The organism is Pseudomonas thermotolerans DSM 14292, assembly GCF_000364625.1.
Classification (GTDB): Bacteria; Pseudomonadota; Gammaproteobacteria; order Pseudomonadales; family Pseudomonadaceae; genus Aquipseudomonas; species Aquipseudomonas thermotolerans.
On sequence record NZ_KB822618.1, the window covers coordinates 1 to 17442 of the forward strand.

Annotated in this window: 17 protein-coding genes; 10 read left to right on the forward strand and 7 right to left on the reverse strand. The window is 67.7% G+C overall.

Features of this window, described 5'->3' with window-relative positions:
* Together H165_RS18630 and H165_RS0114145 are read left to right on the forward strand one after the other, a co-directional pair.
* On the forward strand, positions 1-264 hold a 264-nt coding region (locus H165_RS18630), incomplete at its 5' end, for an IS30 family transposase (RefSeq protein WP_017939594.1).
* Positions 265-323: 59 nt separating this feature from the next.
* A complete protein-coding gene (locus H165_RS0114145; RefSeq protein ID WP_017939595.1) occupies positions 324-2786 on the forward strand; it encodes a PAS domain-containing sensor histidine kinase in 2463 nt (820 codons plus the stop codon).
* A 6-nt stretch (positions 2787-2792) separates the two neighbouring features.
* On the opposite strand, the gene H165_RS0114150 is transcribed toward H165_RS0114145, so the two are convergent.
* Positions 2793-3236 (reverse strand): hypothetical protein, encoded by a 444-nt coding sequence (locus tag H165_RS0114150; RefSeq protein ID WP_017939596.1) that lies wholly within the window; start codon positions 3234-3236, stop codon positions 2793-2795.
* 193 nt (positions 3237-3429) lie between these two features.
* On the opposite strand from H165_RS0114150, the gene H165_RS0114155 reads away from it, so the two are divergent.
* Complete coding sequence (locus H165_RS0114155; protein ID WP_017939597.1) at positions 3430-3981, forward strand: glutathione peroxidase; 552 nt, start codon at positions 3430-3432, stop codon at positions 3979-3981.
* A gap of 69 nt (positions 3982-4050) precedes the next feature.
* Here the strand turns inward: H165_RS0114155 and H165_RS0114160 are convergent, their stop codons facing one another.
* The 3 genes from H165_RS0114160 to H165_RS0114170 form a co-directional block, all read right to left on the reverse strand.
* Positions 4051-5352, reverse strand: a complete 1302-nt coding sequence (locus tag H165_RS0114160) for an outer membrane protein transport protein (protein ID WP_017939598.1) — start codon at positions 5350-5352, stop codon at positions 4051-4053.
* 163 nt (positions 5353-5515) lie between these two features.
* Complete coding sequence (locus tag H165_RS0114165) at positions 5516-5995, reverse strand: hypothetical protein (protein ID WP_017939599.1); 480 nt, start codon at positions 5993-5995, stop codon at positions 5516-5518.
* Positions 5996-6463: 468 nt separating this feature from the next.
* Positions 6464-7318 (reverse strand): sulfurtransferase, encoded by an 855-nt coding sequence (locus H165_RS0114170; RefSeq protein ID WP_017939600.1) that lies wholly within the window; start codon positions 7316-7318, stop codon positions 6464-6466.
* Positions 7319-7391: 73 nt separating this feature from the next.
* Between H165_RS0114170 and H165_RS0114175 the strand changes: the two genes are divergently transcribed.
* Positions 7392-8192 (forward strand): lysophospholipid acyltransferase family protein, encoded by an 801-nt coding sequence (locus H165_RS0114175; protein ID WP_017939601.1) that lies wholly within the window; start codon positions 7392-7394, stop codon positions 8190-8192.
* A 46-nt stretch (positions 8193-8238) separates the two neighbouring features.
* Here the strand turns inward: H165_RS0114175 and H165_RS0114180 are convergent, their stop codons facing one another.
* Entirely contained in the window at positions 8239-9300 is a 1062-nt protein-coding gene (locus tag H165_RS0114180) for an SMP-30/gluconolactonase/LRE family protein (RefSeq protein WP_017939602.1), read from the reverse strand.
* Between the two features lie 133 nt (positions 9301-9433).
* On the opposite strand from H165_RS0114180, the gene rnd reads away from it, so the two are divergent.
* The 6 genes from rnd (at position 9434) to H165_RS18635 (ending at position 14120) form a co-directional block, all read left to right on the forward strand.
* Positions 9434-10573, forward strand: coding sequence for a ribonuclease D (rnd, locus tag H165_RS0114185; protein WP_017939603.1), 1140 nt, complete (start codon positions 9434-9436; stop codon positions 10571-10573).
* Positions 10570-10863: a YcgL domain-containing protein gene (locus tag H165_RS0114190; RefSeq protein ID WP_017939604.1), complete on the forward strand. Its 294-nt coding sequence runs from the start codon at positions 10570-10572 to the stop codon at positions 10861-10863. Before rnd ends, H165_RS0114190 begins: the two co-directional genes overlap by 4 nt.
* A 43-nt stretch (positions 10864-10906) precedes the next feature.
* Complete coding sequence (locus H165_RS0114195) at positions 10907-11839, forward strand: D-2-hydroxyacid dehydrogenase (protein ID WP_017939605.1); 933 nt, start codon at positions 10907-10909, stop codon at positions 11837-11839.
* Positions 11840-11922: 83 nt separating this feature from the next.
* Positions 11923-12378 (forward strand): YcgN family cysteine cluster protein, encoded by a 456-nt coding sequence (locus tag H165_RS0114200; protein WP_026146641.1) that lies wholly within the window; start codon positions 11923-11925, stop codon positions 12376-12378.
* 166 nt (positions 12379-12544) lie between these two features.
* The gene (locus H165_RS0114205; protein WP_051059509.1) at positions 12545-13756 is read left to right on the forward strand and encodes a M61 metallopeptidase family protein; all 1212 of its coding nucleotides are present in this window, start codon (positions 12545-12547) and stop codon (positions 13754-13756) included.
* A gap of 64 nt (positions 13757-13820) precedes the next feature.
* Positions 13821-14120, forward strand: a complete 300-nt coding sequence (locus tag H165_RS18635) for a hypothetical protein (RefSeq protein ID WP_017939608.1) — start codon at positions 13821-13823, stop codon at positions 14118-14120.
* A 9-nt stretch (positions 14121-14129) separates the two neighbouring features.
* Here the strand turns inward: H165_RS18635 and aauR are convergent, their stop codons facing one another.
* Complete coding sequence (gene aauR / locus H165_RS0114215; RefSeq protein WP_017939609.1) at positions 14130-15452, reverse strand: two-component response regulator AauR; 1323 nt, start codon at positions 15450-15452, stop codon at positions 14130-14132.
* Positions 15445-17358, reverse strand: a complete 1914-nt coding sequence (locus tag H165_RS0114220; RefSeq protein ID WP_017939610.1) for a sensor histidine kinase — start codon at positions 17356-17358, stop codon at positions 15445-15447. The genes aauR and H165_RS0114220 overlap by 8 nt, the downstream gene beginning before the upstream one ends.
* Positions 17359-17442 lie beyond the last annotated feature (84 nt).

Sequence of the window (17442 nt, forward strand, 5' to 3'; positions counted from 1 at the left end):
ACGGGGGTGGCGATCTACTTTTGCGACCCGCACAGCCCCTGGCAGCGCGGCAGCAACGAGAACATCAATGGACTGATCCGCCAGTACCTGCCCAAGGGCACGGACCTGTCGGTACACAGCCAGGAGGAACTGGATGCCATTGCCCTGCAATTGAACATGCGCCCCCGCAAGCGCTTCGACTACAAGTGCCCGATCGAAGTCATGAGCGAGGTCGTGCAGAAAGCGATCGCTATGCGGCATGATGCTCCGGCTTCAATTCAATGACTGTGTTGCACTCAGTTTCTGCATCCGCCCCTTCATGTGAAAGTAACTTCGGAAGTGAGTTGCGCGACTGGCTGGCAGAGCCTCCGCTTTGGTCGGCGGAGGATCTTCCGCTGTTCGAAGGCCAAGTGCTCGACCTGGCCTTTCGGACGACCAAGGGGGCCAGCCTGTACGCTCGCGGCTGGCTGGAGCGCCTGTCCGATGGCTGGGCGCTCCGTCTGCTGGATGTCAGCGATCAGATCGAGCGGGTACGGGCCGGAGAGCAGCGCCTGCAGTTGCTGGCCCATGCCACCAGGCTGGGCAGCCGGCTGTGGCAGGCGCGCACTGAAGATGTGGAGAGGCTCCTCGAGGAGTTTCTCGAAGGGCTGGTGCTGCGTCTGGGAATTGCCGCGGCGGGCCTGTTCCTGGCGCAGGGTGGAGGAGGCTGGGCTCGGTGCAGTCGCTTCGTGCGGCCTGGAACTCGGGCGGCACTCCCCGATGAAGCCGAGCTGCAGCCGCTGCTGGACAGTCACTGTGCCGCGCCCAAGCGGGTGGGCCAGGGGAATGACTCGCTCTGGCTGGTACCCTACGGCGAGCGCGGCGGCGTACAGGCCTGGCTGGTCTGTCTGGATGCTGAGTCCGCCATCCCGGTACTGAGTGGCGAGGACTGGCTGTACCTGCTGGCCGGGGTGGCCATGCCCTGGCTCCAGCGTCTGCGCCTCGAGGCGCATCGCGCGGAGGAAGAGCGTAGCCAGTGCCTGCAGGAGCTGCTCGACAGCAGCTGGTGGGAATATCTGCCCGCAGAGGATCGCTACCTGTTCGGACCGGGCTTCGCGGATCGCCTGTTCGGGACAGCGGCCGAGCCCATGGACATGCCGGGCCTGATGCATCCGGCCGACCGCGACGAGTTCCGGGTCCATCTGGCCGACACAGTTGCCCACGGCGGAATGTTCGATCAGGTCCTACGCCTGCGTTCCGGCGATGGCTGGCGCTGGTTCCGCTTGGGCGGGCGGATGCAGCGCGGGCGGATCATCGGTTTCGCCGTCGACATCGACGACTTCAAGACCAATGAGGCCCTTGCCGCCGCGGCCATCTCCCGTCTCGAGAACCTGGTGGACCGCGCCCCGGCGATCATCTACGTGGAGCGCTACAAAGACGGGGCGCTGACTCCGGAGTTCGTCAGCGCCAGCCTGGAGACGGTGCTGGGCTGGACATTGCCAGAGTTGCGCGAGCGCTCGGTGTTTTCCCTGGTGCACGAGGAGGACCGGGAGATCTTCCTGGAGCGTACCCGCTGCCTGCTGCGCGACGGCAAGGTGGGGTGCAACTACCGGCTTCGCGACCGTCTGGGCGGCTATCACTGGATACACGACGAAGCCAAGCTGCTGCGGGATGACGAAGGGCAACCGCTGGAGGCGGTGGGCCTGTGCCTGGACGTGACCGAGACCCGTGAGGCGACGGAGCGGGTACGGCAGAGCGAGGAGCGCTACCGTCTGCTGGTGGAGGACTCGCCCAGCATGATCTGCCGCTACAGGCCGGACCTCACCCTGACCTTCGCTAACCGCCCCCTGCTCAGGTACCTGGGCTGTGGGGACGAGGCAATCGGCACCCTGAACCTGTCGAAATTCCTGACCGAGGAGCAGTGCGAGGACTTTCGCAAGCGCCTCAGCGCGATGACCCCGGCGCAGCCACTCAGTACGGTGGAGATCCGCGTGCAGTTGCCAGGTCACGAACATGCCTGGTGGCTGTGGTCGGAACGCGGGGTGTTCGACGAGAACGGCTTCCTGATCGAGGTGCAGGCGGTTGGCCGCGACGATACCGAGCTGCACCGTTCCCGCCAGCAGCTCTATCAGAGCGCCAAGATGGCCACCCTGGGGACCATGGCCACGGGGATCGCCCACGAGATCAGCCAGCCGCTCAACGTGATGCGGGTGGCCCTGATGAACCTGCTCAAGCGCGTCGAGAACGGCGAGCTGACCGACGACTATCTGTTGACCAAACTGGGCCGCATCGAGGGACAGGTCCAGCGAGCCGCGCGAATCGTCGATCACATGCGAGTGTTCGGCCGGCGCTCGGAGATCGAGCGCCAGTACTTCCAGCCTAAGGAAGCTGTCGAAGGCGCGGTGGGGCTGCTCTGCGACCGACTGCAGCAGAAGGGGATAGCGCTGGACATGGAGCTAGGCGAACTGCCGGAACTTCTCGGCCACGCGGACCAACTGGAGCAGGTGCTGATCAATCTGCTGGTCAATGCCTCGGACGCGCTGCTCTCCCGCCAGGAGCGCGAGCCTGAGCTACGGCCGTGGATCCAGGTACGTGCCGGCCTGCGCGACGGCCGGGTGCTCATCGAGGTGGAGGACAATGCCGGCGGCATCGAGCCGGAGCTGCTGGAGCGGATCTTCGATCCCTTCTTCACCACCAAGCCCGTCGGCAAGGGGACGGGCCTGGGGCTGTCGGTGAGCTACGGGATCATCCGCCAGATGGGCGGCCAGCTGAAGGTGCGCAATGCCACCCGGGGAGCCTGTTTCAGCGTGGATCTGCCTGTCGGCTAGGCGGGCTCACTCCACCACGAAGAGCATGTAGATGCCCTTCTCGCCGTTCTTGCTGTAGATCAGCTTGTCGCCGCCGGCGTTGGGCACGTAGCTCAGCGTGCAGGCGACGATGGGGCCTTCGTAGCCATGGTTGGCGACCAGAACGTCGTCCAGCTTGCCGCCATTGCGGAGAATGCCGGCCTTCACCTGGTCGCGCAGGAAGGTGCAGGCGCGCAGGGTGTCGGCATGCTTGGGCAGGCTGGCGATCTGCGCGGTCAGGCTGGCCAGTTGCTCCTTGCCGACCTTGATGGTGTTGGAATAGAGCTGCGTGTGGCCGTCCGCGCCGACGCTGGTGAACTGGTGGCCGTTCTTGAGGATGTAGGCTTCCGGATCGACGGCCTCGGCGTGGCTGGTGAGAGGAAGGGCAAGGGCGGTGAACAGGGTGAGGAGATTCGACAGCTGGGTACGCATGGGATGGGTCCGGTTTGCCCGATAGGGGGAGATCGCAGCTCACACTAGCCAGCACTCTGGGGTGGGACAATATGAATAAAGTGTTAATGCCGGCGTCCCGCGACGGCGGGACCGAGCCAGACCGGCAGGTGATTGCCGGCTGAGCGCTCCGGGTCTAGCGTGTGCCTGTATCCATCCGAACAGAGGCTGCACCATGAAGACCATCCCATCCTGTGCCGTGCTGCTGCTCGCCGCCCTGACCGGCACGGCGCAGGCCGCCGAGTGTCCGGTCCTGCTGCAGGGGGAATTGCCCAGGCTGCGTGCCAAGGACAGCATCGATCTCTGCGAACGCTTCGCCGGCAAACCCCTGCTGGTGGTCAATACCGCCAGCTACTGCGGCTTCGCCCCCCAGTTCAAGGGGCTGGAGGCGCTCTACCAGGAATATCGGGCGCAGGGGCTGGAGGTGCTCGGGGTGCCCTCCAACGACTTTCACCAGGAGGATGCCGACAGCGCGAAGACCGCCGAGGTCTGCTACGTCAACTACGGGGTGACCTTCACCATGACCGAGCCCCAGGCGGTCAGCGGCGACCGGGCGATCCCGCTGTTCAGGGAGCTGGCCGAACAGAGTGGGCCGCCACGCTGGAGCTTCTACAAGTATGTGGTCGATCGCCAGGGCAAGGTGGTGGCCAGCTTCTCCAGTCGCACCAAGCCGGACAGCGAGCAGCTGCGCGCGGCCATCGAGCAGGCCATTGCATCCCGGCCCTAGACGGGGAGATCGGCAGCCCTAAAGAAGAAAGCCCCACGCAGGTGGGGCTTTCCTTTTGGCCGGGACGGCTCAGAAGCGGTAGGTCATCTGCGCCATCAGGCCCTGGGCACTGTTGGAGTAGCTGGCCTGGTAGCCCGGCTGCAGCGACGGGAGGCCAGGGAGGGCCGGCTCACGACCGGGCTGGTCGACCTTGGCGTCGTTTTCCCAGAGGTAGGCGTAGGCGACGTCGATGGTCAGGTCGGCGTTCGGCGACCAGCCGGCGCCCAGAGCAAAGACCTTGCGGTTGCCCACCGGGATGCGCACGTTGCGGTTGTCGTTGCTGGTCGGCGCGGCATCCACGGCGAAACCAGTGCGCAGCACCCACTGCGGGTTGAGCTGGTAGGAGGCCCCCAGAGAGAAGGCCCAGGTGTCATGCCAGTCGAGCTCTTCCGATACGGTGCCCAGTTGGCCAGCGATCAGCGGGTTCTGGATGCCGGAGTTTTTCACTTCCAGGGTGTCCAGGCGGCTCCAGCGGGTCCAGGTGGCGCCGGCGTGCAGCGTCCACTGGTCGTTCAGCCTGTGGGTGATGGAGGTGTCGACGGACTCGGGCAGGGTGATGCTCAAATCGGCGTCGTACTTGCCGTTGGCCAGGCCCAGGATGGGACCGTTGCCACCCTTGACCTTGGTATCGCCCTTGAGCTTGTAAGTGACCTTGGAGTGGTAGGTCAGGCCCCAGGTCGTGTCGTCGGTGAGGTCCACCATGATGCCGGCGTTGAAGCCGAAGGCGCTGTCGTGCCCCTTGATGTTCAGGGTGGCGTCGCCGCTGCCGAAGGCGCCGGCGTTGTTCAGATTGTTCTTCAGCTGACCGTCGATGCGGTTGATGGTCGGGCCGAAGCCGAAGGACACGCGGTCGGTGATCTTGTAGCTCACGGTGGGCTGCACGGTGATCACCTGGACCTTGCTGTAGCTGCCCAGGTAGCGACCTTGGAAGCTGCTCTCGTAGTCGTTGATGATGCCATAGGGCACGTAGACGCCCAGGCCGAAGGTGAGGCGATCGTCCACGGGGGTGGAGAAATAGCCGAAGGGCACCACGGATAGGGGCACGGAGTCGCCCTTGTTGGTGCCTTGGGCAGCGCCGTTGGCGTGGTCGATGTCGACCTTGGCGTCGATTACCGCCAGGCCGCCGCTCACTTCTCTGCGTTTGAGTTTGGAGAGGCCCGCCGGGTTGCCATAGATGGTGCTGGCGTCCAGGGCCGAGGAGGCGCGGCCGGCGTAGGCGGTGCCGGCGGCGCTGGCGCTCTGTTCGTTAATGGCGATGCCGTTGGCCAGGCTGTGGGTGGAAATGGCAGCGATGGAAAGGGCGAGGGTGGTCTTCAGCCATTGTTGTTTCATTATTGTTACTCCGGAACAGAAAACGGGCGAAAGCTAACAGCATTTCGGGCGGCTTTCCAGTCCGGATTATTCGAGGATTGTCGGACAATTTTCGGGAACGTGATGGCATCTTGCGATATTCTGCCGCAGCTCCCCGGGTTGTCGGACCAATTGGCCTGACCAGTCAGGCGGCATGACTGAGACGCCCCACGCAGTGCCGCCAGGCGTGCAGGAACTCGCGGACCTGGCCGTCGGGACGGAACACCTGTCGCCAGATCTGCGCCAGCCCCGGCAGGTCATCGGCGGCGGGCAGCGGGGTTTCCTCTACCTGCACCAGTAGCCAGGCGATGGCGGTGGCATAGCGTAGGTTTACGGTCAGCTCCAGATGCGGCGCGGCGAGGAAGGCATGCTGGCTGGCCAGGCCGCGCACCTTGCTGGCCAGGTCCGGATCCCGGGCCAGATGGTTGTCCCAGAGTAGACGGTGGCGAACTTCGTCGATCCGGTAGAGACCGTGGCCCTTGGCGTCGTCCAGGGCGCTGCCGAGGCCTGACTGGGTGGCGGCGATGCCGAGCAGCAGAGCTTCGGCGCTGGGCGAATGACAGCCGAGGTAGAGGAGGGTAGGGCGGATGACGTGCTGGCACAGTTCACTAGCGGCGATACCCATACCATCCTCCGGCGAAATAGATGCCGGTGAGGCCGGGCGCTTGGCAGCTTCTTCTGGTGTTCTCGGAAAGGCCCCACCGGAAGCGGGGTTAGCCGCTCACGTTGAAGTGTAGTGCGATCTTTCTGCTGTAAAGGCTTGTTTTTAAATCAATGGCAACTTTGTGGTTATAAGCCATATAGCCGCTGGTACTTAACAGACCCTGACACGTTGGGCTGGAGCTCGCGCAGGACGAGGGCCGTAGCGGGGCTGGGGGGATGTGCTGGACAGTGGGGCTGCGGCAGACGACCGACTAGCTTCCTCGCTCCCGGCCCTTCCCGGGGGAGAGGGAGGATTGGTGCCGGTCAGGTGTCCGAACAGCCCCATCCCCCGCGTTCGGGAGATGGGAAAAGAGGGCGGGGCGATTGTCAGCTGGCATCCGGCGAAGCTCCCTCCGGATCTCTCTCCTGTGAGGGGAGGGGCATGGAACGGTCAGCCGCCGGTGGCCACCGGTCGGGTAGGGTCGGTGATCCATTCGCTCCAGGAACCGGCGTACAGCGGGGCCAGCGGGTAGCCGGCGAGGCAGAGAGCGAACAGGTTGTGGCAGGCGGTGACTCCCGAGCCGCAGTAGGCCACCAGACCTTCAGGAGAGCGGCCGGCGAGCAGCTCGGCGAAGCGCTGGCGCAGGCGATCGGCGGGCAGGAAGCGACCGTCGCTGCCGAGGTTATCGGTGAAGGCTGCGCAGAGGGCCCCGGGGATGTGTCCGGCCACCGGGTCGATGGGCTCCACCTCGCCGCGGAAGCGCGGCAGGGCGCGGGCGTCCAACAGGGTCAGGCCGGGCTCGTCGAGGCTCTGGCGCAGTTGTTCGGCCGTTACTACCAGGCGTTCGTCCGGCTGGCCCTGGAAGCTGCCGCGACGGCTGGCCGGCGGCTCAGTGGTGAGCGGCAGCTGGGCGGCGCGCCAGGCATTCAGGCCGCCGTCGAGCAGATAGACGCCATCGCGCTTGCCCAGCCAGGCCAGCAGCCACCAGGCGCGGGCGGCGAAGGCGCCGGGGCCGTCGTCGTAGAGGACGATCTGGCTGTCGTCGTCGATGCCCCAGTCGCGGAGGCGCTCCACCAGGCGGGCCGGATCGGGCAGCGGGTGGCGGCCGGTCACGCCCTTGACGACGGGGCCGGAGAGGTCGCGCTCCAGGTCGGCGAACCGTGCGCCGGGCAGGTGTCCCTCGGCATGGCTGCGCTGGCCGTAGTCGACGTCCTCCAGGGCGAAGCGGCAGTCGAGGATCACCAGCCTGGGTTCGGCGAGGTGGGCAGCCAGTTGCTCGGCGGTGATCAGTTGCGCGAGAGGCATGACGAACTCCTGTATCGTTAGCGAGTGAGTGGGCATCATAGACCCGCGACGTGAAAAAAGAGATGGAGCTTCCATGCTGCGCCTGCAACCCGTTACTGAAAGCGCGACACTGGCCCGCCGCATTGGCGTGGTACTGGGAACCTGCGCGGTCACCCTCTATTACTGCCTGGTGGTCATCTTTCGTGCCCTGTTCGGCCGCCTGAGCCGCCGCGATATCGATAGCTATACACGGCGCTGGTCGTCCCTGCTGCTGCGCCTGGTGCGCGTGCGGCTGAGCGTGGAAGGGCAGGTGCCGGACTTCAACGACGGCCGCCGCTACCTGCTGCTGTGCAACCACAGCAGCCATTACGACATCCCGGCCACCTTCGTCGCCCTGCCGGGCTCGATCCGCATGCTGACCAAGAAGGAGCTGTTCCGCATTCCCTTCTTCGGCCGGGCCATGCGCCTTGCCGAATTCCCCTCGCTGGACCGCCACAACCGCGAGCAGGCGCTCAAGGACCTGGAAATCGCCAAGAGAATGATGGAAAGCGGCATCGTCCTCTGGGCCGCGCCGGAAGGCACCCGCTCCCGGGACGGCCGGCTGTTGCCCTTCAAGAAGGGCTGCTTTCACCTGGCCCTGGATACCCAGGCGGTGATCGTTCCGGTGGTCATCAACGGCATCCACCGCGTGCTGCCGGCGCGCACCTGGCAGTTCAACCTCGGCCAGGCGGTGTGCCTGCGAGTCGGCGAACCGCTGGACGTCAGCGGCTACGGCGTCGAGCAGTTGGAGGAGCTGATGGCCGAGACTCGCCGGCGCATGGAGGCGCTGTTCGATCAGCCGGCAGGCGAGCCGGCCACCGGCGACACCCCGCTGGCCGCCGAACAGCTGCGCTGACGGCCTGCAGTCAGGCCCGGCGGCCACCGCCTGCCGGGCACGTTCCTCAGTTGATCTTTAGGCGGCCGATCCGGTCGTTGTCCAGACTGCCCAGGTACAGGTAGTCGCCCACCGGCTTCACCGAGGTGACCATGCGCAGGTGTGCGCCGCTGGTGTCATGCAGGCTGCGGATGATCCGGCCGTTCTCGTCGAGGGCGATGACCAGACCATAGGGCGTCGCCTTCGGCCAGAGCGCGCGCGGCAGCTTGGCGAGCTGCGCCTTCAGCCAGGGATGCCGGTGCAGGAAGTCGGCGTTGGCCTTGCGTGGGCTGGGCAGGGCCACCCAGAAGGTCCCTGCGCGGTCGCCCTGCAGGTTGTCCGGCAGGCCCGGCAGGTTGTCGATGAAGACCTCGTGGCTGCCGGCCTTCGCGCCCTTCAGCCAGTAGCGCTGGATGCGGTAGCGGTAGGTCTCGTTGACCAGCACGAAGTCCTCGTTTTGGGACAGCGCCACGCCGTTGGCGAAGTAGAGATCGCCAAGCAGCGTCTCGGTCTTCCCGCTGGCCGGGTCGTAGCGCAGCAGACGGCCGTGGGGGCGGGCCTCCAGCAGGTCGAGCAGGTAGTCTGGCTGCCGGAACTTGGCCGAGGCGTCGGTGAAGTAGATGCGCCCGTCGCTGGCGATGTCCAGGTCGTCGGTGAAGCGGAACGGCACGCCGTCGGCCTCCGTGGTGAGCACCGCGATCCGGCCCTGTGGGTCGATGCTCAGCAGGCCCTTGTAAGCGTCGGCGACGATCAGGTTGCCCTGGGCGTCGAAGTCCATGCCCAGCGGCCGGCCACCGGTGTCCGCGAAAGTCTCCACCCGACCGTCCGTGCCGATGCGCACCACCCGGCCGTCGTGCAGGCCGGCGTAGACCCGTCCCTGGGCGTCCACCGCGGTGTCCTCCGGACCGTGGATCTGGCCCTGGGCGAGCAGCTCGGCCTTCATCAGGGTATCGTTGGGCTCCAGCACGCCGGTCAGCGGCGGGGCCGCGGGGGCGTCCCAGGGGAGGGGGTCGATGGGGCTGGGGGTGACGGCTAGGTAGGCGGCACCGGCGATGAGCAGCACGCAGGCCAGTCCGAGAATCTTTTGCATGGCATTCTCTTATGCTTCGTTATTTGTCGGACAACCGCCGGCAGCATAGTGACTGCGCGCAACTGCGGGCAACCGCGAATATCCGTTCATCACCAGGGTGGATATACTGCGCGCCTTCGCAAAGGAGAGCCCCGTGGCTATCGAAATCAACTGGATCCGCGACGACGCCAGCCTGGCACAGCGCTGCACCGAGTGGCAGCAGCTGCCCTTCGTGGCGCTGGACACCGAGTTCGTGCGGGTCGACACCTTCTATCCCCAGGCCGGCCTGGTGCAGGTCGGCGACGGCAGTCGCGCCTGGCTGATCGATCCGCTGCTGATCGGCGACTGGACGCCCTTGGCCCGGCTGCTGGAGAACCCGGCGGTGGTCAAGGTGCTGCACGCCTGCAGCGAGGACCTCGAGGTCTTCGCCCGGTTGACCGGCAGTCTGCCGTCGCCGCTGTTCGACACCCAGCTGGCCGCCGCCTACCTGAACCTGGGCTTCTCCATGGGCTACTCGCGGCTGGTACAGGAGCTGCTCGGCATCGAGTTGCCCAAGGGCGAGACCCGCTCCGACTGGCTGCAGCGCCCGCTGAGTGCCACCCAGCTCAGCTACGCCGCCGAGGACGTGCTGCACCTGGCCGAGGTCTACAAGGCCCTGCTGCCGAAACTGTCGGCGGAGAAGAATGCCTGGCTGCTGGAGGACGGCGAGGAGTTGCTGGCCAGCCAGCGCCGCGTCACTCCTCCCGAGGAGGCCTACAAGGAGGCCAAGCTGGCTTGGAAGCTGTCCCGTCAGCAGCTTGCCGTGCTGCGCGCCCTCTGCGCCTGGCGCGAGCGCGAGGCACGGGCGCGCAATCAACCTCGCAACCGGGTGCTGCGGGAGAACTCCCTGTGGCCTCTGGCGCGCTTCCAGCCGGACAACCTGAACAGCCTGGCGCGCATCGACGACATGCACCCGCGCACCGTGCGCCAGGACGGCGAGCTCATCCTCCGGCTGATCGCCGAGGCTGCCGCGCTGCCGCCCGGCGAATGGCCCGAGCCGCTGCCTGAGCCGTTGCCGCCGGAAGCCTCCGGGCTGCTCAAGAAGCTCCGTGCGGTCGGCCAGCGCGAGGCCGAGCGGCTCGACATGGCGCCGGAGCTGATGCTGCGCAAGAAGACCCTGGAAAGCCTGCTGAAAAGCGGTTTTCCCGCCGGCCCCTACCGGCTACCCGACTCGCTGCGCGGCTGGCGTCGCGAACTCATGGGGCAGGCGCTGCTCGACACCTTGGCCGGCCAGACGCCGGGAGAACAGGCATGAAACGTATCTGCTCGATCTACAAGAGTCCGCGCAAGAACGAGATGTACCTCTACGTGCTCAAGGCCGACGCCCTGAGCAGGGTGCCGGAGGCGCTGCTCAGCGTGTTCGGCCCGCCCCAGCACGTCTTCGACCTGGTCCTCACCCCGCAGCGCAAGCTGGCCCGGGAGGACATCAAACAGGTGCTGGAGAACCTCGACAAGCAGGGCTTCCACCTGCAGATGCCGCCGCCGGAGGACGACTACATCCAGCACCTGCCGGACGAGCTGCTGAGCCGCAACGACCCGGTCTGACCCCAACCTGGCCCGGCCTGCCGGCCGGGCACGAAGTCCCTTCATGTCCATCCTGATCGCCGAACACGACCATTCCCGCTACGCCGAACTGCTCCGCGCGGCCGAGCCAAGCCTGGAGCTGCGTGGCAGCGCCGACCCCGTGGAGCTGGCCGCCCTGGCTGCCGACTGTCCGATCTGGCTCGGCCAGCCGGACCTGCTGGTCCACCTGCTGCGTCGTGGCTGCAAGCCCATCTGGGCGCAATCCACCTGGGCAGGAATCACCCCGCTGCTGGCCGCCGGGCTGCCGCGCGACTACCGGCTGACCCGTGCCGTGGGCATCTTCGGTCAGGTGATGGCCGAGTACGTGCTCACCTACCTGCTGGCCCACGAACGCGAGGTGCTGGCGCGGCTGACCAGCCAGGCCCTGCGCCAGTGGAACGGCCGCCTGCCGCACAGCCTGGCCGGACGCCGGGCGCTGATCGTCGGCTGCGGCGACATCGGCCAGAGCGTGGCCCGCTTCCTGGCACCCTTTGGTCTTGAGCTGTACGGCATCGCCCGCCGGCCGCGGCCCCTGGAGCCGTTCCGCGAGGTGGCCGGGCTGGAGGCGCTGGGCCGCCTGGTGGGCGAGGCGGACTACGTGATCAATCTGCTGCCGGACACCCCGGAGACTCAGGACATCTACGATGCCGCGCTGTTCGCTCGCTTCCGCCCCAGCGCGCTGTTCATCAACGCCGGGCGTGGTAGCGCGGTGGTCGATGCTGACCTGGTGGCGGCGCTCAAGGACGGCCATCTGGCCGGTGCGGTGATCGACGTCTGCCGCCAGGAGCCGCTGCCCCCGCGCCATCCGTTCTGGATCGCCTACGGCCTGCTGCTCACCGGGCACAGCGCAGCGCCTACCCAGCCACCGCTGATGGCCCGGCTGTTCCTCGACAACCTGGCCCGCTACCAGGCAGGCGAGGCGCTGCGCGGCGAGGTGGACTTCGCCCGCGGCTACTGAGGCAGTCGTCCGCCCTGCGGTCCTTGGCCCAGGGCGCCGGGAGCGCTAGACTCGCGGCCTTTTAGCCAGCTCCACGCATGCCCATGGCCGCCAAAGTCGAACCCTTCTGGAAACGCAAGACGCTCGCCGAACTCGACCACGACGAGTGGGAGTCCCTGTGCGATGGCTGCGGCCTGTGCTGCCTGCAGAAGCTCGAGGACGAGGACGAGGACGACGGCAGCGTCTACTACACGCGCATCGCCTGCAAGCTGCTCGACCTGGAGACCTGCCGCTGCCGCGACTACCCGAACCGCCGGCAGTTCGTCCCCGATTGCATCCAGCTCACCCCCGGACAGGCCAGCGAGTTCCGCTGGTTGCCGCCGACCTGCGCCTACCGCCTGGTCGCCGAGGGGCTGGATCTGCCGCCCTGGCACCCGCTGGTCTGCGGCGACCCGCAGGCGGTGCACAAGGCCGGCATCTCCCAGGCCGGCCGCATGCTCAGCGAGAATGCGGTGAGCGAGGACGACTGGGAGGACTACATGATCTTCCGCGCTGGCTGAGGGGCGCGGAAGTTCCTGACTGGCAGACTCCCCAGCGCGACTCGCTAAACTCGCCGCATCCTCCATTGTCCAAGCGCCTCTGGCATCATGGTCCGTCCCGCCGCGCGGCGGGCGATGGACTGTCCACCGATCTCAAGGAGCCGTCAGCGTGAAAGCCTTCCGTACCCTGTTGCCCCTCGCCCTTGCCGCTGCGCTCTGCACGCCGGCGGGGGCGGCCGGCAAGAAAGTCGATCTCGACTATCTGGTGCGTTTCCTGCCGGAAAGCGACCAGGCCGAAGTGAGCCTGACCCTGGAGCGCGGCGACGCGCTGCGCAGACTGCGCTTCAATCTGGGCGACAAGGGCTACTACAGCGATTTCCAGGCTGACGGCGAGTGGAGCCTGGAAGAGGAGGGCCGTTACGGCACCTGGCTGCCCGGCGAGGGCAAGCGCACCCTGCGCTACCGGGTGCGGGTCAGCCACCTGCGCGAATCCGGCAGCTACGATGCGCGGATGACCGACAAGTGGGCCCTGATGCGGGGCGACGACCTGGTGCCCAGCGCCCAGGTGGACGAGGTACCGGGGATCGAGCTGGTCGCCCGCCTGCAGTTCGAGCTGCCCAAGGGCTGGAAGAGCGTGGAGACCGGCTGGCCGCGGATCGGCAAGAACCGCTTTCGCATCGACAACCCGACGCGGGTCTTCGACCGCCCTACCGGCTGGATCCTCGCCGGCGAACTGGGTACCCGGCGTGCCCGCCTGGGCGAGACCGACGTGACTGTGGCCGCGCCAGTGGGCGAGGGGGTGCGCCGCATGGACATACTGACCCTGCTGACCTTCGTCTGGCCGGAGGCTCAGGCGGTGTTCCCTCGCGACCCGGCCAAGCTGTTGGTGGTCGCTGCAGGCGATCCGATGTGGCGCGGTGGGCTGTCCGGTCCCAACTCGCTGTTCATGCACGCCGCACGCCCGCTGGTCAGCGAGAACGGCACCAGCTCGCTGGTCCACGAGCTGGTCCACGTGTTCAGCGGCATCCGTGACACCGACCGCAGCGACTGGATCACCGAAGGCCTGGCCGAGTACTACGCCATCGAGCTGCTGCGCCGCGCCGGCGGGATGACCGAGGGCCGCTACCAGCAGGTGCGCAAGTCGCTGGCCAAGTGGAGCCGCAAGGTCACCAGCCTGCGCACCGAGCGGTCCACCGGCCCGGTCACCGCCCGCGCCGTCCTGCTCCTCCAGGAATTGGACCGGGAAATCCGCCAGCGCAGCGACAAGCGTTACTCCCTGGACGACGTGGCCCGCGCCCTGATGCGCCTGGACAAGGTCAGTACCAAGGACTTCGTGACGCTCAGCGAGAGCCTGATCGGCGGCCCCTCCAAGGTGCTGAACACCCCGTTGCTGCGCTGACCGCCGGGGCGTTCCCGTCGGGTCGCGTGGCCTAAGCTGCAGGCACAGCCTGCGGGAGAACGCGATGAAGAGCCCAGCCCTGGCGCTGACCCTCGCCCTGGCCGGTCTGCCGGCCCTGGGCGCGGAGCCGGGCACGCCGGGAAACCCGACCCCGGCGCCCTACGTCCAGCCCGCCCCCTACCAGGTGCCGCGGGGGATTTTCCCTAGCCATCCGCCGCTGCTCGACAACCGCCCGCCCAGCAGCCTGACGTCCGACCCGCGTGCCCGAGAGCTGCCGCTTCTGGAAGAGCAGTTGCGTCGCAACCGCCAGGGTGAGGAGCCGGCCAGGCTACAGCCGCGCGACGACGCGTCGCGGCCGGACTAGCGCCGGACGCTACAGCCCATACTTCTTCACCTTGTCGAACAGCGTGGTCTTGGCCATGCCCAGGGCCTGGGCGGCCTGGCTGAGGTTGCCGCCGTGGCGCTCCAGGGCGTCGGCCAGCAGGCTGCGCTCGAAGGCCTCCACTGCTTCGGCGAAGGAGGGACCGCCGCTTTCCGCGCTGGCCGCGCCCTTCTTGAACACCGGCAGGCCGAGGGCGAAGCGTTCCGCCACGTTGCGCAGCTCGCGCACGTTGCCTGGCCAGTCATGGGCCATCAGGCAGGACAGGGTGTTGCGGTCCAGTTCCGGCGCGGGACGGTCGAAGCGCAGCGAGGACTGCTGGAGGAAGTGCTCGAACAGCAGCGGGATGTCCTCGCGGCGCTCGCGCAGCGGCGGCAGCTCCAGGGTCACTACGTTGAGGCGATAGTAGAGGTCGCTGCGGAACTGTCCGGTCTTGCCCAGCTTGCCGAGATCGGCCTTGGTGGCGGCGATCACTCGGCAGTCCACCGGGATCGGTTGGTTGGAGCCCAGGCGTTCCAGGCTGTGTTCCTGCAGCACCCGCAGCAGCTTGATCTGCAGGTTGAGGGGCATGCTCTCGATCTCGTCGAGGAACAGGCTGCCGCCGTCGACGTGCTCGATCTTGCCGATGCGCCGCTTGTTGGAGCCGGTGAAGGCGTGCGCCTCGTGGCCGAAGATCTCGCTCTCGAAGAGGTTTTCCGGCAGGCCGCCGCAGTTGAGGGCGACGAACTGCCGGTCGCGGCGCCGGCTGAAGTCGTGCAGGCAGCGCGCCACCAGCTCCTTGCCGGTGCCGGTCTCGCCCTCGATCAGCACGTTGGCCGAGGTGTCGGCGACGTTGGCGATCAGCTCGCGCAGCTGCTGCATGGCCGGCGAGCGGCCGATCAGGCGCTGCTCCAGGGCCTGGCGGCCGGCCAACTGGCGACGCAGGGCGGACACTTCGCGGGCCAGGCCGCGCTGCTCCAGGGCGCGGCGTACCACGTCCACCAGGCGTTCGGGGGAGAAGGGCTTTTCGATGAAGTCGTAGGCGCCGTCGCGCATGGCGCCGACCGCCATGGAGATGTCCCCGTGGCCGGTGATCAGCACCACCGGTAGGCTGGGGTCGCGGGCCTTGAGGCGGCCGAGCAGCTCCAGGCCGTCGATGCCGGGCAGGCGGATGTCACTGATGACGATGCCGGCGAAGTCCTCGCCGACCTGCTCCAGGGCGGCCTCGGCGCTGCCCACGCCAATGCTGGGAATGTCCTCCAGGCTCAGGGCCTGCTGGCAGCCCAGTAGGACCAGGGGGTCGTCCTCGACGATCAGTACGGTCAGCGCTTCATTCATCGGCGGCGGTCTCGTTGGGGGCTGTGGCGAGGACCGGCAGGATCAGCACGAAGGCGGTGCCGCCTTCCTCCGGGTGACGGACGCTGAGGCTGCCGCCTGCCGCGGCGGCCAGGCTGGCGGAGAGGGTCAGGCCGAGGCCCAGGCCCTGCTCGCCGGGCTTGGTGGTGAAGAAGGGTTCGAACAGGTGGCTGCGCAGCGCCGGCGGGATACCCGGGCCATTGTCGCGCACGCCGAGCCGGTAGCGGCCCTGGTCGTCGAGGCGGCCCTCCAGCCAGAGCTGGCGGTCGCGTTGCGTGGCCATGGCGTCGATGGCGTTGACGATCAGGTTGACCAGGATCTGCTCCAGGCGGGTCTGGTCGATGGCCAGACAGGCCTCGGCGAAGTCGCGGTGGATGGTCAGCGGCGTGCGTTCCAGGCGCGGCTGGAGGAGGAACAGGGCGGCATCCACTGCCTTGCCCAGCTGCGCCTCGCCGGTGTCGTCGGAGCGCCGGGCGAAGGCGCGCAGGCTGGCGGTGATCCGCCCCATGCGGTCGACCAGCTCGTTGATGGTCTGCAGGTTGCTGCTGGCGGTCTCCAGGTTGCCGCGCTGCAGGAAGCGCACGCTGTTGCCGGCCAGGGTGCGCAGGGCGGCCAGAGGCTGGTTGAGCTCGTGGGCGATGCTGGTGGACATCTGCCCGATCACCGCCAGCTTGCCGGCCTGGATCAGGTCGTCCTGGGTCTTGCGCAGGGTTTCCTCGGCCTGGCGGCGCTCGCGGATCTGCGCGCGTAGCCGCTCGTTGCTGGCGCGCAGGTCGGCGGTGCGCTCGGCGATCTTGCGTTCCAGCTGGCTGTTGGCCTCTTGCAGGGCCTCGCGGGCGGCCAGGCGGGTGGCGATCACCTTGCGCCGTTCGTTCCAGGCGATCAGCAGGATGGCCAGCAGAGCGAAGGCCGCCGCCGCCAGCATGCCGTGGCTCATCGCCTCGCGGCGCACGTCCTGCAGCGGGGTGAGCAGGGTGAAGGTCCAGGCGCTGTCGTGGAGCGGCTGGCTCTGCGCCAGGTAGCGCACCGGGTGTTCCTCGCCGTTGGCGCTGCGGACCGGCAGGCTGAGCAGTTCGGCACCCGGGTTGAGTGGCTGGCGGTTCAGCGGCTGCAGCTCGTCGAGGCGCACCCAGTGGTACTGCAGACTGCCGGCCAGGCGGCTGCGGGTCTCGTCGTCCAGTGGGCGGACCGACCTGAGGCGGCGGGACGGATCACTGGAGAGGATGATGATGCCGTTCTCGTCACTGACGAAGGCGTCCAGGCGGGCGCGCTCCCAGCGCCGCTCCAGCCGGTCGAGGCGGATCTTGACCACCGCCACGCCGACGATCCGGCCCGCGTGGCGCAGGCCGTGGGCCAGGTAGTAGCCGGGCTCGCCGGTGGTGGTGCCGATCCCATAGAAACGCCCCGGGCGGCCGGCGATGGCATCCTGGAAGTAGGCGCGGAAGGACAGGTCCTCGCCCTGGAAGCTGTCGGCGTCCTGCCAGTTGCTGGTGGCCAGCACCCGGCCGCTGGGGTCCAGCACGTAGATCGCGCGGCTGCCGCTGCGCTGGTTGAGGCCTTCCAGGTAGCGGTTGACCCGCTCGCGGCGATAGGGCGTGGGTTGCAGCAGCAGGCGGATGACGTCGCCTTCCAGCTCCAGAAGGCTGGGAAGGTAGGTGTGGGTGCTGATCTCGCTTTCCAGCGCGCGGGCGTGCAGCTCCAGCTGGCGCGCGCCGTTCTCTGCCAGGGCGCGGATCCCGGCCCGCTCGCTGAGGCGTTCGGCCACGTAGCCGCAGGTCAGCATCAGCAGGAGGATCGGCAGCGGCAGCAGCAGACGGCGGATCAGGCGGGGCTTCATGGTCGGCAGGACGGGCAGCGGCGCACGAAGGTCGGAAGGCGGGGATTGCATCACAGATGTCTCGGGCTGACCAGTTGACCGGTGCGCCGGATTGCCGCCGGCCCCTCCGCCGCGGACGAACGGCAGAGGGGCCGG

What these genes read in the sequence shown, in the direction of transcription:
- H165_RS0114150 (WP_017939596.1), bottom strand. Translation starts at nt 3,236, where the DNA reads ATGCGTACCCAGCTGTCGAATCTCCTCACCCTGTTCACCGCCCTTGCC.
- H165_RS0114155 (WP_017939597.1), top strand. Translation starts at nt 3,430, where the DNA reads ATGAAGACCATCCCATCCTGTGCCGTGCTGCTGCTCGCCGCCCTGACC.
- H165_RS0114160 (WP_017939598.1), bottom strand. Translation starts at nt 5,352, where the DNA reads ATGAAACAACAATGGCTGAAGACCACCCTCGCCCTTTCCATCGCTGCC.
- H165_RS0114165 (WP_017939599.1), bottom strand. Translation starts at nt 5,995, where the DNA reads ATGGGTATCGCCGCTAGTGAACTGTGCCAGCACGTCATCCGCCCTACC.
- H165_RS0114170 (WP_017939600.1), bottom strand. Translation starts at nt 7,318, where the DNA reads ATGCCTCTCGCGCAACTGATCACCGCCGAGCAACTGGCTGCCCACCTC.
- H165_RS0114175 (WP_017939601.1), top strand. Translation starts at nt 7,392, where the DNA reads ATGCTGCGCCTGCAACCCGTTACTGAAAGCGCGACACTGGCCCGCCGC.
- H165_RS0114180 (WP_017939602.1), bottom strand. Translation starts at nt 9,300, where the DNA reads ATGCAAAAGATTCTCGGACTGGCCTGCGTGCTGCTCATCGCCGGTGCC.
- H165_RS0114190 (WP_017939604.1), top strand. Translation starts at nt 10,570, where the DNA reads ATGAAACGTATCTGCTCGATCTACAAGAGTCCGCGCAAGAACGAGATG.
- H165_RS0114195 (WP_017939605.1), top strand. Translation starts at nt 10,907, where the DNA reads ATGTCCATCCTGATCGCCGAACACGACCATTCCCGCTACGCCGAACTG.
- H165_RS0114200 (WP_026146641.1), top strand. Translation starts at nt 11,923, where the DNA reads ATGGCCGCCAAAGTCGAACCCTTCTGGAAACGCAAGACGCTCGCCGAA.
- H165_RS18635 (WP_017939608.1), top strand. Translation starts at nt 13,821, where the DNA reads ATGAAGAGCCCAGCCCTGGCGCTGACCCTCGCCCTGGCCGGTCTGCCG.
- aauR (WP_017939609.1), bottom strand. Translation starts at nt 15,452, where the DNA reads ATGAATGAAGCGCTGACCGTACTGATCGTCGAGGACGACCCCCTGGTC.
- H165_RS0114220 (WP_017939610.1), bottom strand. Translation starts at nt 17,358, where the DNA reads ATGCAATCCCCGCCTTCCGACCTTCGTGCGCCGCTGCCCGTCCTGCCG.